The organism is Micromonospora sp. WMMC264 (assembly GCF_027497275.1).
Taxonomy (GTDB): domain Bacteria; phylum Actinomycetota; class Actinomycetes; order Mycobacteriales; family Micromonosporaceae; genus Micromonospora; species Micromonospora chalcea.
In genome coordinates, this window is the sequence record NZ_CP114907.1 from 1,567,244 (window position 1) to 1,581,109 (window position 13,866).

The window sequence follows — 13,866 nt, forward strand, 5'->3', positions numbered from 1 at the left end:
CTGCTCGGTCCGATAATTTTCGGTGCTGTGTCGGTCGGAACGTCTGCCTCTTGCTCGGTGCTACCGCAGGCAGCGGGGTCGTTGACGGATGGCGGGGCACTTAGTAGCCTCAGCGCACACAATCCTGGCATGTAAATATCTCGATAAGTTTCGGAGACGACGACCTCGCCTGCGGTGCCCACCGCCGGAGGGACCGTCGCGCTGATTCGCCGCGGTCACCCGACCACCGCCGCGCACGATTACCGCATGGAGGGCCGTTGAAACGCGTCCGGAGCACCGTAGCCATCATCGCCACCGCCGCGCTCCTCCTCGGCGGATGTGGCGGATCAGACGGCGAATCCGACTCGAAGACCTTCGAGTTCTGGTCGTTTGCCAACATCAACCAGAAGGCCGACGTCGACGTCTACACCAAGGCGCACCCCGATGTGCGCATCAAGCTCACCGAGGTCGGCAGCACCACCGAGACCGCGCAGGCGCTCACCGCCGCGCTGGCCGGTGGCAAGGTGCCCGACCTGGTGCTCATCCAGGCCGACGACCTGCCGAAGTTCATGCAGTCGCCGGACAACTTCGTCGACCTCACCACGCTGGGCGCCGGCGACATCAAGGGGAACTACCTCGACTGGGTGATGTCGCAGGCGACGACCAAGGACAACAAGATCATCGGGGTGCCGACCGACGTCGGCGGGCTGGCGGTCGCCTACCGTACCGATCTGTTCAAGGCGGCCGGCCTGCCCACCGACCGGGACGAGGTCGCCAAGCTCTGGCCGACGTGGGACGAGTTCATCAACGTCGGTAAGCAGTACGTCCAGAAGACCGGGAAACCGTTCGTGGACAACACGCCGACCAGCGTCTTCTTCCAGGCGGTCAACCAGGGCAGCCAGCGCTACTACAGCGCCGACCGCAAGCTCGACTACGACAACGAGCAGGTCAAGGCGGCGTTCGACGTGACGCTGAAGGCCTTCGAGGCGGGCATCTCCGCCAAGCAGGGGTCGTTCTCCTCCGGCTGGACCGCGGCCATGAAGAAGGGCGACTACGCGGTGGTGTGCTCACCGTCCTGGATGCTCAGCCAGATGAAGACGAACGCCCCCGAGACGAACGGCAAGTGGGACATCGCCACGATTCCCGGGGGTTCGGGGAACTGGGGCGGCAGCTTCCTCGCCATCCCCAAGCGCGCCAAGAACGCGAAAGCGGCGTGGAACTACATCTCCGAGATGCAGTCGCCGAAGGGTCAGCTCGAGCACTTCCTGATGCAGGGGTCGCTGCCCACCACGCCGTCGGTCTACACGGATCCGCAGCTGGTCGGAAAGACCGACCCGTTCTTCAGCAACGCGCCGATCGGCAAGATCTACACCCAGTCGGTGCTGGGGATCAAGCCGTTCTACTTCGGCCCGCAGGACGGCCCGATCGGCACCGAGTTCCTCAACACGCTCACCAGCGTCGAACAGGGCAAGGTGAGCCCGGCGAAGGCCTGGGACACCGCGCTGACAAACGTCAAGAACGCCGTACGCGAATGACCGAGGGCTGACGTGCGGCAGCCGGGCACCGCCCGGCTACCGCCCATCGCGGAGGTGACGCTTTGACCACCATGCTCAGCCCGGCCACGGCCCCGCCGGACCTCCGGCGCCCCCATCGCAGACGGCGGATCCAGCAGGGCGTACGGGAGTTCCTGGCGCCGTACGCGTACATCGCGCCGTTCTTCGTGCTCTTCCTGATCTTCGGTCTCTTCCCGCTGCTGTTCACCTTCTACATCTCCCTGTTCGACTGGGATCCCATCGGTGAGCACCGTTTCGTGGGGCTGGACAACTTCACCGAACTCCTGCACGACCCGCGCTTCTGGGGCGCGTTGCGGAACACGTTCAGCATCTGGGTGATGTCGACGGTGCCGCAGTTGCTCCTGGCGCTCGGCCTGGCGCATCTGCTCAACCACGCGCGGCTGCGGCTGGCCGCGTTGTTCCGGATGTCGGTGCTCGTCCCCTACGTCACCTCGGTCGCGGCCACGACCATCGTCTTCGCGCAGATGTTCGACCGCGACTACGGCATGATCAACTGGTTCCTCGGGCTGCTGGGCTTCGACCACATCGACTTCACAGCCTCGCTCTGGGGCAGCCACGTCATGATCGCCACGATGATCGCCTGGCGCTGGACCGGGTACAACACGCTGCTGTACCTCGCCGCGCTGCAGTCGGTACCCCGGGAGCTGTACGAGGCCGCCGCCGCCGACGGCGCGAACGGCTGGAAACAGTTCCTGCACATCAGCATCCCGTCGTTGCGGCCGATCATCGCGTTCACCGTCGTGACGTCGACCATCGGCGGGTTGCAGGTCTTCACCGAGCCGCTGCTGGCCAACCCGGTGGGTGGGCTCACGTGCGGGGCGGCACGGCAGTGCCAGACCGTCACCCTCTACCTCTACGAGCAGTCCTTCGGGCAGTTCCACTTCGGCTACGGCGCGGCGGTCGGCGTCGCGCTCTTCGTCATCGTGGTCGCCTTCTCCGGACTCAACTATCTGCTGGCCACCCGCGTCCGCTCGGAGCGCCCATGAAGCCCGCACCCTTGACCGCCGCGCCCGTACGGACCCGGCGGCGCTCGGCCAACCGCGTCTCGATCGCGGTGTACGCGCTGCTCACGCTCGTGGCGCTCGCCAGCGTCTTCCCGCTCTACTGGATGTTCGTGGTGGCGACGACGGACTCCGCCACCGCGACGACCCTCCCGCCGACGATCACACCCGGCGGCAACTTCCTGCACCTGGCGGAGCTGGTCTTCACCATCGTGCCGTTCGTGCAGTCCCTGCTCAACAGCGTCATCGTCGCCGGCACGATCGCCGTGGGCCAGGCGGTGCTCTGCGCGCTGGCCGGGTTCGCCTTCGCCAAGCTGTCCTTCCCCGGCCGCAACACGCTGTTCCTCATCGTCGTGCTGACTATGACGGTGCCGGCGCAGCTGGCGGTGGTGCCGCAGTACCTGATCATGTCCCAGCTGGAGTGGGTCGACACCCTGCAGGCGGTGATCGTTCCCGGTCTGGTCAGCGCGTTCGGCATCTTCTGGATGCGTCAGCACATCGGCAGCACCATCGACGACGAGCTGATGGCCGCGGCGCGTGTCGACGGCGCCACCACCTGGCAGATCTTCTGGCGGATCGCGTTCCCGCTGGTCCGCCCGGCGGCGTACGTGCTGGGGCTGTTCACGTTCGTCTACGCGTGGAACGATTTCCTGTGGCCGTTCATCGTCCTGAAGTCGCCGGAGAACTACACCGTCCAGATCGCCATCAAGGCGCTGCAGCAGAACCGGGACATCGACCTGGGGCTGGCCATGTCCGGCTCGTTCCTGGCCACCATTCCGCTGCTGGTGCTGTTCGTGTTCGTCGGACGCCGTCTGGTGCAGGGAATCATGGAAGGCGCATTCAAGGGGTGAGGTCCGTCTCGGTCCCGTCAGCCGGCCGGCCGGTAGTCGAACCAGTCGAAACCGGCGCTTCCCTCGGTGACGTACATGCCGATGACCCGGCCGGTGAACCCGGAGGCGACCTCGGTGGACAGGTAGCGCCCGTCGAGCTCCGCCAGGCACGACCAGCCGTCGCCGGTCTCGACCTCGAAGCTGATCGTGTCACTGCCGGCCGCCGTGACGCCGACGAGGCCCGCCCGCGCCAGGTCGCCGGACGAGGTGACCGTCGGGGGCAGCACGCCGGTGGTCCGGATGGCCAGCGCCACGGTCACCGCCCCCGCGGGCACCGGGCACTCCCCGAACACCTGCCGAAACGGTCCGACCCGGCCGACGACCCGGGCCTGCCCCCGGGCGAGCTCCAGGTCGTAGTGGTGGGCCTCGTCGATCCTGATCGTCAGGCCGGACCGGCCGGAGCCGGGATCGATGCGGGCGCTGACCCGGCAGTCGTGGTGCTGCTGGCGGCGGCCGACGACGGTGGCGCCACTGCGGTCGAGGCTGTCGCCGGTCGCGTGCAGCGTCAGCCAGCCGGGCCGGTCGGTCAACGACCACGCCGAGTCGGGCCGGCTACGGGGCGAAATCCACTGTGGACCGAGCCGCTCGTCCTCGAAGTCGTCCCGCTCGGCCCACCGGCTCGTCCCATCCGGGCCGGTGACGATCGAGACCGGGTCGACCACCGGCCACCCGTCTACCCAGCGCACCGGCGCCAGGAACGTCTCCCGTCCCAGGACGTGGTAGGGCGGCCACTGGCCCTTCGGCCGGATCCCCAGCAGAACCATCCACCAGCTGCCGTCGGCCGCGTCGACCATGTCGGCGTGCCCGGTCGCCTGCACCGGCCGGTCGGTGCCGCGATGCGTCAGGATCGGATTGGCCGGCCCGGGCTGGAACGGCCCGCGTGGCGAGCGGGCGCGAGCGACACTCACCGCGTGGCCGGTGTGGGTGCCGCCCTCCGAGACGAGCAGGTACCACCAGTCGCCGACCCGGTACAGATGCGGCGCCTCCGGGTACTGGCCGCCCGTCCCCGACCACATCGCCACCGGTCCTTCCAGGACCTCTCCGGTACGCGGGTCGATCCGGTACGACTCGACCCCGGACACCGTCATCCAGCAGGTGCCGTCGTCGTCCCACGCCAGCGACGGGTCCACGTGGGGCAGATCCAGGTAGACCGGATCCGACCACGGGCCGGCGGGATCGGTAGCCGTGACGATCAGGTGCCGGTCGAGCGTGACGTTCGTCGTGACGACCCAGAACCGGCCGTCGTGGTGGCGGATCGTCGGCGCGTAGATGCCCCGCGAGGCGAGCGTGTCGGCCGGCAAACGGAGCTGATCGGCGCGGTCCAGCACGTTGCCGATCTGCTGCCAGCTGACCAGGTCACGACTGTGGAAGATCGGCACACCGGGCGCGTACTCGAAGCTCGAACACACGAGGTAGTAGTCGTCACCGGCGCGGCAGATGCTCGGATCGGGCCAGAAGCCCGGGAGGATCGGGTTGCGGTAGCCGTCGTCCGCAGGCTCCGGTTCCATTTCCGCTCCTTCTCGTACGGGCACGACGCCTCCACGAGTGTCGATGTCGCGAACCGTATCGGACAACCCGCGAGTGGGCGATGACAGTTCTCGGCCGCCTCCTGTCCCGGCGCCCCCGTCGCGACGCGGCCACGGAGTTCCCGTACACCTTCACCGTGCGGCGCGGGCTGCGCGTGCCGATGGACGACGGCGTCGAGCTGGTCGCCGACCTCTACCAGCCGGTCGGCGTGGTGGAACCGCCGTTGCCCACGATCGTCGTCCGCTCCCCGTACGGCCGGCACGGCTCGCTGACCCACGCGCCGGCGCTGGCCCGCGCGGGGTTCACGGTGCTGGTGCAGAGCTGCCGCGGCACCGGTGGCTCCGGTGGCAGTTTCCGGCCCCAGCTCGACGAGCAGCGCGACGGCATCGCCACCCACCGGTGGGTACGCCGCCAGCAGTGGTGCGCCGGCACCGTCGCGACGTACGGGGAGAGCTACCTCGGCTACACCCAGTGGGCGGTGGCCGGACGGATGTGCCGTGACGACCCCGGCAACGCCCCGGACGCGCTGTGCCTGAACGTCACGATGGCCGACTTCGGCCCGATCACCTGGACCAACGGCGCGTTCTCGCTGGAGGGCTCGCTCGGCTGGTCGCGCCGGATGGACCTGCGGGGCCTGCGCGGCGCCCTGGTCCGGGCGTGGCTCGCGCGGCGGCCGGACCGGAAGCTGGCCGCGGCCTTCGACGTGCTGCCGCTGTCCGGTGGCGACACCGCGGTGGCGGGCCACCCGATCAGCTGGTACCAGGACTGGCTGGCCCACGAGAAGCTCACCGACGACTACTGGACCCGGCAGTCGCACACCGCGTCGGTGCCCGACGTCACCGCGCCCGTGTACATGGCCACCGGCTGGTACGACATCTTCCTGCCCTGGCAGCTGCGCAACTACGCCCAACTCGCCGCGGCCGGCCGCCCGCCCCGGCTGACCATCGGCCCGTGGGGCCACAGCAGCGCGCAGAGCCCGTTCCTCACCGAGTCCATCGCGTTCCTCAAGGAACACTTCGCCGGCGCGCCCACGACCCGGCCGGCACCGGTGCGCGCCTTCCTCACCGGCGCGGAGCAGTGGCACGATCTGCCCGCGTGGCCACCGCCGGGCACCGTGGCGCAGCGGTGGCACCTGCACCCGTCGGGGCTGCTCGACCCGGCCGTCCCCGGCGCGGGCAGCACCCGCTACACCTACGATCCCGACCGGCCCACGCCCGCGCTCGGCGGCCCCGGCATGGGCCCGTCCCCGGGGCCGGTCGACAACAGCGCCCACGAACGCCGCGCGGACGTGGCCGTCTTCCGCAGTCCACCGCTGGCGCACGCGCTCGTACTCGCCGGGGAGCCGACCGCCCATGTCCGGTTCCGTTCGACGGCGGCCAGCGCGGACGTGTTCGTGCGGATCTGCGACGTGCACCCCGACGGCCGCTCGATGAGCGTGTGCGACGGGATCCGCCGCGTCGGCGGCGTCGGTACCGCGGCTACCGACCCGCAACCGGACGAGGACGGGTTCGTCGAGCTGGAGGTGCCGCTGTGGCCGGCGTTCCACCGCTTCGCCGCCGGCCACCGCGTCGCCGTGCAGGTCAGTTCCGGAGCGCATCCGCGCTACGCCCGCAATCCCGGCACCGGCGAGCCGGCCGCCACCGCGGCCAAAACGGTACGGGCGGAGCAGGAGATCTCCCACGGCGGCGACCACCCGTCCCGGATCGACCTGCCGGTATGGACCTGAACAGACATCTCCAGAAGGGACCCCCGGATGGCATCCGTATTCCATGTGGCGACAAGCGGTTCCGATCGCGCCGACGGCTGCGCCGAGCGGCCGTTTCGGACGATCAACCGGGCGGCCGGCGTCGCCCAGCCCGGTGACACGGTGGTGGTGCACGCGGGGGAGTACCGCGAGTGGGTGAAGCCACGCCACGGCGGTCTCAGCGACTCCCGCCGCATCACCTACGAGGCCGCGCCCGGCGAGCACGTGGTGATCAAGGGATCGGAGCGCGTCACCGGCTGGGAGCCGCTCGGCGGGACGGTGTGGCGGGCACGAGTCGACAACGCGCTGTTCGGCTCGTTCAATCCGTTCGCCGAGGAGGTGACAGGCGACTGGATCGTCCACCGCACCGGCACGCCACCCAAGCACCTCGGCGAGGTCTACCTGAACGGCCTGAGCTTCTTCGAGGTGGGGAGCCGCGCGGAGGTCGAGGACCCGCCCCGGCGTACCGAGGTCGTCGACGACTGGACCGGGGTGACCCGTCCGGTCGGCGATCCCGACCAGACCCGGCTCGTCTGGTACGCCGAGGTCGGTGAACAGACGACGATCTGGGCCAACTTCCAGGGCGCCGACCCGAACACGGAACTCGTCGAGATCAACGTACGCCGCAGCGTCTTCTACCCGGAACAGCCGCACCTGGACTACATCACCGTCCGTGGCTTCGAGTTGGCGCACGCGGCCAGCCCGTGGGCGCCACCGACCGCCGACCAGCCGGGCCTGATCGGACCCGGCTGGGCGAAGGGCTGGGTCATCGAGGACAACGTGATCCACGACGCCAAGTGCTCGGCGATCTCGATCGGGAAGGAGGGCTCCACCGGGCAGAACTTCTCCGCTCTGCGCGGCGACAAGCCGGGCTACCAGTACCAGCTGGAGTCGGTCTTCGCGGCCCGTCGGATCGGGTGGGACCGGGAGCACATCGGCTCGCACGTGATCCGCCGCAACACGATCTACGACTGCGGCCAGAACGCGATAGTGGGTCACCTCGGGTGTGCGTTCTCCACCATCGAGGACAACCACATCCACCGCATCGGCCTGAAACGCGAGTTCTACGGGTACGAGATCGCCGGCATCAAGCTGCACGCCGCCATCGACGTGGTGATCCGGCACAACCGGATTCACGACTGCTCGCTCGGCACCTGGCTGGACTGGCAGGCGCAGGGCACCCGGGTCTCCCGCAACGTCTACCACGACAACTGCCGGGACCTCTTCGTCGAGGTCAGCCACGGCCCCTACCTGGTCGAACACAACATCTTCGGCTCACCCGCCGCGTTGGAGCTGTTCAGCCAGGGCGGTGCCTTCGTCAACAACCTGATCTGCGGCACGGTACGGCTGGAGCCGGTGCTGGACCGCGCCACCCCGTACCACCTGCCGCACAGCACGCAGGTCGCCGGGTACGCGGTGATCTACGGTGGGGACGACAGGTACGTGGGCAACCTCTTCCTGGGCGGCGATCCGGGCGCGGCCTACGCGACGGGTGCGGAGGGTCGGGGGACGCCGCTGGGCGGCACCGCCGGATACGACGGCCATCCCGCGTCGTTCGCGGAGTACCTGGCCCGCCTGGACGAGCAGCCGCCCAGCGACCAGAAGAAGTACCTCGACGTGAAACAGCCGGTGTACGCCCGGGCGAACGCCTACGCCGCGGGCGCCCGGCCGTTCGCGGGCGAGCGTGAGCCGTGGGTGCTGGGCGCCGCGACGGTGACGGTCGTCGCCGAGGGCGACGCGGTCTGGCTCGTCACCGATCTGCCCGAGACGTTCGACGAGGCCCGTGTCGGTGTGGTCACCGGCCGGGATCTGGAACGGGTCCGGTGCGCCGACGCGGATTTCGAGGAGCCGGACGGCAGCCCGGCCGTCATGGGCGTCGACCTGGTCGGGGAACCCCGGCAACCGGGACGCAACGGCGCCGTCGGCCCGATCGCGGGCCTCGCGTCCGGGTCGCGCCGCACGCGCGTCCTCTGACGGCGGACCCGCCCGTACGCGAACGGAGACGGTGACGCCGGGCGGCGTCACCGTCTCCGTCTGCCTCAGCCGCGCGCGGCCCAGTCGCCGAGGGCCCAGTCGCGCACCTCGGGCATGTCCTCCAGGTGCTCCACCACGTACGTCTCGTGGCGGTCGAGCTGGCTGCGGCACCACGCCTTGAGGTCGGCGGCGCCGCGTGGGAGGCGCTTGGCGTTGTTGATGGCGTCCATCACGAGGTGGTACCGCGACGCCTTGTTGCGCACCGTCATGTCGAACGGGGTGGTGGTCGTGCCCTGCTCGATGAAGCCACGCACGCGGAACCGGTCCGCGTCCGGGCGGCCGTGGACGAGCTGGTGGATCGCGCCGGGGTAGCCGTGGAAGGAGAAGATCACGTCGACGTCGTCGGTGAACAGCTCGGTGAACAGGGTCTCGCTCATGCCGTGCGGGTGGTCCTTGGGCCGGACCAGGGTCATCAGGTTGACCACGTTGACCACGCGGACCTTGAGCCCGGGCAGCCGCTCGCGCAGGATCTGCGCCGCCGCGACCGTCTCCATGGTGACGACGTCGCCGGCGCAGGCCAGGACGATGTCGGGATCGCTGGTGCCGTCGTCGGTGCCGGCCCACTCCCAGATCCCCGCGCCGCGGGCGCAGTGTTCGATCGCCTCGTCCATGGACAGGTACTGCAGCTGCGGCTGCTTGTCGATGACGATCAGGTTGATGTACGACCGCGACCGGAAGCAGTGGTCGGCCACCGACAGCAGGGTGTTGGCGTCCGGCGGCAGGTAGACCCGGGCGACGTCGCCCCGCTGGGTGAGCACCACCTGGATCAGGCCCGGCCCCTGGTGGGAGAAGCCGTTGTGGTCGTTGCGCCACGCCGTCGAGGTGAGCAGCACGTTGAGGCTCGGCACCTTCGCCCGCCAGGGCAGGTGCTTGGCCTCCTGCAACCACTTGCCGTGCTGCACGGTCTGCGAGGCGCTGACCATCGCGAACGCCTCGTAGGTGGCGAACATGCCGTGCCGGCCGGTCAGGTTGTAGCCTTCCAGCCAGCCGTGGCAGTTGTGCTCGCTCAGCACCTCCATCACCCGGCCGTCGCGGCCGATCGCCACGTCCTCCGGTGTCACCCGCTCCATGAAGGCACGGTCGGAGACGTCGAAGACGCTGCCGAGGCGGTTGCTGTTGGTCTCGTCCGGACAGAACAACCGGAACCGGTCGGCGTTGCGCGTGTAGATGTCGCGGATCATCTCGCCCAGCTTGCGCGTCGACTCGGCCCGCTGCTGCGCCGGCCGGGGCACCTCGATCGCGTACGACCGGAAGTCCGGCAGGTCCAGGTCCCGGGTCAGCAGTCCGCCGTTGGCGTGCGGGCTGGCGCTCATCCGCAGGTCGCCGCCGGGGGCCTGGTCCCGGATCAGCGCCACCGGCGCGCCGGTGGAATCGAACAGCTCCTCCGGACGGTACGACCTGAGCCAGCGCTCGAGCAGCGCGAGGTGCTCCGGGTTGTCCTTGACGCCGGACAGCGGCACCTGGTGCGAGCGCCACGTGCCGGTGACCGGCGTCCCGTCGACGGTGTCCGGGCCGGTCCAGCCCTTCGGCGACCGCAGGACGATCAGCGGCCAGGTCGGGCGGGTGCCGTCCCAGGAACCGTCACGGGCGGCGGTCTGGATGTCGCGGATCCTCGTCCACGCGGCGGCGAGCGCGGCGGCGAAGCGGTGGTGCATGCCGGGCAGGTCGGAGCCCTCGACCTCGATGACGTCGTAGCCGTGGCCCCGCAGCAGGTGGCGTACCTCCTCGGGGTCCTTGCGCCCGAGTACGGTGGGACCGGAGATCTTGGCGTCGTTGAGGTGCAGGATCGGCAGGACCGCGCCGTCGCGTTCGGGGTTGAGGAAGGACACGCCCTTCCAGGAGCCCTCGAGCGGCCCGGTCTCGGCCTCGCCGTCGCCCACCACCGCGATGGCCAGCAGGTCGGGGTTGTCCATCACCGCGCCGAACGCGTGGACCAGGACGTAGCCCAGCTCGCCACCCTCGTGGATGGAGCCCGGGGTGGTCACCGACACGTGCGACGGGATGCCGCCCGGGCTGGAGAACTGCCGGAACAGGCGCAGCATCCCGGCCTCGTCCTGGCTGACGTCCGGGTAGATCTCGCTGTAGGTGCCCTCCAGATAGCCGGCGGCCACCAGCGCCGGCCCGCCGTGGCCCGGGCCGGCCAGGTAGATCGCCTGCTGACCGGTGTGCCGGATCAGCCGGGAGACATGCGCGTAGATCAGCGACAGGCCGGGGCTGGTTCCCCAGTGGCCGAGCAGGCGCGGCTTGATGTGCTCGGTCGACAGCGGCTCGCGCAGCAGCGGGTTGCCCTGCAGGTAGATCTGCCCGATGGTCAGGTAGTTGTTCGCCCGCCACCACGCGTCCAGACGGGCGAGTTCGGTGTCGTCGAGTTCGGCGAGCGTACGGATTTCGGATTCGACCGCGGTCACCGTGCTTCCTTTCACTGATCTCGTCATGTCCGGACCCAGGTTAGGCCCAGCCGGGCTCGTTCACCGGGGGCCGCAGACCGCAAGCCGCGGGACCTTCGGCCCTCTCGATCCGTAGTACGCGGCGCGCATCAGTTCCCGCATGTCGCCGAGCATCGGCATCCGCGGATTGGCCGGCGCGCACTGGTCCTCGTACGCGTTCAGCGCCTGCTGCGGCAGCGCGGCGAGGAAGGCCCGCTCGTCCACCCCGACGGCCGCGAACGACGGCTCGATGCCGACCTCGTCGCGCAGGCGCTCGATCGCCGTGGCCAGGGCTTCGACCGCTTCGGCGTCGGTGGCCGCGGGCAGCCCGAGGGTACGGGCGATGTCGGCGAAGCGCTGCGGCGCCCGGTACGTCTCGTACCTGGGCCAGCCGGTGAGCTTGCTCGGCACGGTCCCGTTGTACCTGATGACGTGCGGGAGCAGGATCGCGTTGGTGCGCCCGTGTGCGACGTGGAACGTGGCACCCAGGGTGTGCGACATGGCGTGCACGATGCCGAGGAAGGCGCTGCCGAACGCCATGCCGGCGATCGTGCCGGCGTTGTGCATCTTCTCGCGGGCCACCGGGTCCGCGGCGCCCTGGTGCACGGCCCGGGCGAGGTTGCCGAAGATGAGCCGGACGGCGTGCAGGGCCAGACCGTCGGTGAAGTCGTTGGCGTAGACCGACACGTACGACTCGATGGCGTGGGTGAGCGCGTCGAAGCCGCTGTCCGCGGTGACCACCGCCGGCAGGTCGGCGGCCAGGACCGGGTCGACGATCGCCACGCTCGGGGTGAGCGCGTAGTCGGCGAGCGGGTACTTCTTGCCGGAATCGGTGTCGGTGATGACCGCGAACGGGGTGACCTCGGCTCCGGTGCCGGAGGTGGTCGGAACGCAGACGAGTTGGGCCAGCGCGCCGAGGGTGGGGAACTTGAAGGCGCGTTTGCGGATGTCGAAGAACTTCTCCCGCAGATCGGCGAAGACCACTTCGGGGTGCTCGTAGCGCAGCCACATCACCTTGGCGGCGTCCATCGCCGAACCGCCGCCGAGCGCGACGATGGTGTCCGGGCGGAACGAGCGCATCAACTCGGCGCCCCGGTCGACCGTTTGTACGCTGGGCTCCGGCTCGACGTCGTCGATGATCTGCAGGGCGACCTGCTCGCGGCGGCGGTGCAGCACGGACAGCACGCGGTCCACGTACCCCAGTCTGGTCATGGTGTGGTCGGTCACCACGCTGACCCGGCGGACGCCGGGCATGTCGGCGAGGTAGCGGATCGCGTTCGGCTCGAAGTAGATCTTCGGCGGCACCTTGAACCACTGCAGGTTGTTCGTCCGCCGGGCCACCCGCTTGATGTTGATGAGGTCGACCGCTGTGACGTTGTGCGACACCGAGTTGTGGCCGTAGCTTCCGCAGCCCAGCGTCAGCGACGGCAGGAAGGCGTTGTACATGTCGCCGATGCCGCCCTGCGAGGCCGGCGCGTTCCAGATGATCCGGACGGCCTTGACCCGGCGGCCGTACGCCTCGGCCAGGTCGGCGTCGCGCGTGTGGATGACGGCGCTGTGCCCCAGGCCGTCGAACTCGACCATCTGCTCGGCGTACTCGAATCCCTGGTCGTGGCCGGTGGCGGGCAGCAGGGCGAGCACCGGGCAGAGCTTCTCCCGGGTCAGCGGCTCGGCCGGGCCGACCCGGTCGACCGGAACCAGGATGATCGAGGTGTCCGGGTCGACCGGGAATCCGGCGTGTTCGGCGATCCAGGTCACCGGCTGCCCGACCACGTCCGGGTTGAGCTTCCCGGAGCCGAAGAGCAGCTTCTCCAGCAGCGACTTCTCCTCCGGCGTCGCGATGTGGGCGTGCAGTCGCCGGAACTCGGCGAGGGCGGCCGGCCGGATCGCGTCGTCGATGATGACGGCCTGCTCGGAGGCGCAGATCATGCCGTTGTCGAACGCCTTGGACAGCACCACGTCGTTCACCGCGCGGGCCACGTCGGCCGACGCCTCCAGGTACGCGGGGACGTTCCCGGCGCCGACGCCCAGCGCCGGTTTGCCGGTGGAGTAGGCGGCGCGGACCATGGCGTTGCCGCCTGTCGCCAGGACCACCGAGACGTCGGGATGCCGCATCAGCTCGTTCGTCGCGGCCACCGACGGCTCGTCGATCCACTGGATGCAGTGCTCCGGCGCGCCGGCGGCGACGGCGGCGTCGCGGACCGTGCGGGCCGCTTCCTGGCTGCACCGTTGCGCCGCCGGGTGGAAGGCGAAGATGACCGGGTTGCGGGTCTTGAGGGCCAGCAGCGCCTTGAAGATGGTGGTCGAGGTCGGGTTCGTCACGGGCGTCACCGCGGCCACCACGCCGACCGGCTCGGCGATCTGGGTGATGCCCGTGATGTCGTCCTGAGCGATCACCCCGACCGTGCGGACGTCGGCCATGTGGTTGGTGACGTGTTCGCAGGCGAAGATGTTCTTCACCGCCTTGTCCTCGAACACGCCGCGACCGGTCTCCTCGACCGCCAGCATCGCGAGTTCGGCGTGCCGGCCGAGCGCCGCCACCGACGCCTTCTTCACGATCCCGTCGATCTGTTCCTGGCCGTAGGAGTCGTAGGCGGCCAACGCCGTGAGACCGTTCTCCACCAGGGTTCCGATCATGCTTCCGCCCTCCATCGGTCGTCACCCCGAACATAGATCCGCGGTGATCGATGC

At 69.7% G+C, this 13,866-nt stretch carries 8 protein-coding genes; 5 read left to right on the forward strand and 3 right to left on the reverse strand.

Going from position 1 to position 13,866, the window contains the following annotated elements; all coding sequences use genetic code 11:
• Positions 1–257 precede the first annotated feature (257 nt).
• The 3 genes from O7542_RS06475 (at position 258) to O7542_RS06485 (ending at position 3,405) form a co-directional block, all read left to right on the forward strand.
• Positions 258–1,514, forward strand: a complete 1,257-nt coding sequence (locus O7542_RS06475; protein WP_043322939.1) for an ABC transporter substrate-binding protein — start codon at positions 258–260, stop codon at positions 1,512–1,514.
• 71 nt (positions 1,515–1,585) lie between these two features.
• The gene (locus O7542_RS06480) at positions 1,586–2,539 is read left to right on the forward strand and encodes a sugar ABC transporter permease (RefSeq protein ID WP_051611455.1); all 954 of its coding nucleotides are present in this window, start codon (positions 1,586–1,588) and stop codon (positions 2,537–2,539) included.
• Positions 2,536–3,405 carry a carbohydrate ABC transporter permease gene (locus O7542_RS06485; RefSeq protein WP_281605865.1) on the forward strand — a complete coding sequence of 290 codons (870 nt, stop codon included), beginning with the start codon at positions 2,536–2,538 and terminating at the stop codon, positions 3,403–3,405. Before O7542_RS06480 ends, O7542_RS06485 begins: the two co-directional genes overlap by 4 nt.
• A 17-nt stretch (positions 3,406–3,422) precedes the next feature.
• Here the strand turns inward: O7542_RS06485 and O7542_RS06490 are convergent, their stop codons facing one another.
• Complete coding sequence (locus O7542_RS06490; protein ID WP_281605866.1) at positions 3,423–4,952, reverse strand: glycoside hydrolase family 43 protein; 1,530 nt, start codon at positions 4,950–4,952, stop codon at positions 3,423–3,425.
• Between the two features lie 80 nt (positions 4,953–5,032).
• On the opposite strand from O7542_RS06490, the gene O7542_RS06495 reads away from it, so the two are divergent.
• Both O7542_RS06495 and O7542_RS06500 read left to right on the forward strand, forming a co-directional pair.
• Entirely contained in the window at positions 5,033–6,697 is a 1,665-nt protein-coding gene (locus O7542_RS06495) for a CocE/NonD family hydrolase (protein ID WP_281605867.1), read from the forward strand.
• A 27-nt stretch (positions 6,698–6,724) separates the two neighbouring features.
• On the forward strand, positions 6,725–8,689 hold the full coding sequence (locus tag O7542_RS06500; protein ID WP_069088319.1) for a right-handed parallel beta-helix repeat-containing protein: 1,965 nt from the start codon (positions 6,725–6,727) through the stop codon (positions 8,687–8,689).
• Between the two features lie 65 nt (positions 8,690–8,754).
• Here O7542_RS06500 and O7542_RS06505 read toward each other — a convergent pair whose 3' ends face one another.
• Both O7542_RS06505 and adhE read right to left on the reverse strand, forming a co-directional pair.
• Entirely contained in the window at positions 8,755–11,157 is a 2,403-nt protein-coding gene (locus tag O7542_RS06505) for a phosphoketolase family protein (protein WP_281605868.1), read from the reverse strand.
• 60 nt (positions 11,158–11,217) lie between these two features.
• Positions 11,218–13,812, reverse strand: coding sequence for a bifunctional acetaldehyde-CoA/alcohol dehydrogenase (gene adhE, locus O7542_RS06510; RefSeq protein WP_281605869.1), 2,595 nt, complete (start codon positions 13,810–13,812; stop codon positions 11,218–11,220).
• Positions 13,813–13,866: the final 54 nt, after the last annotated feature.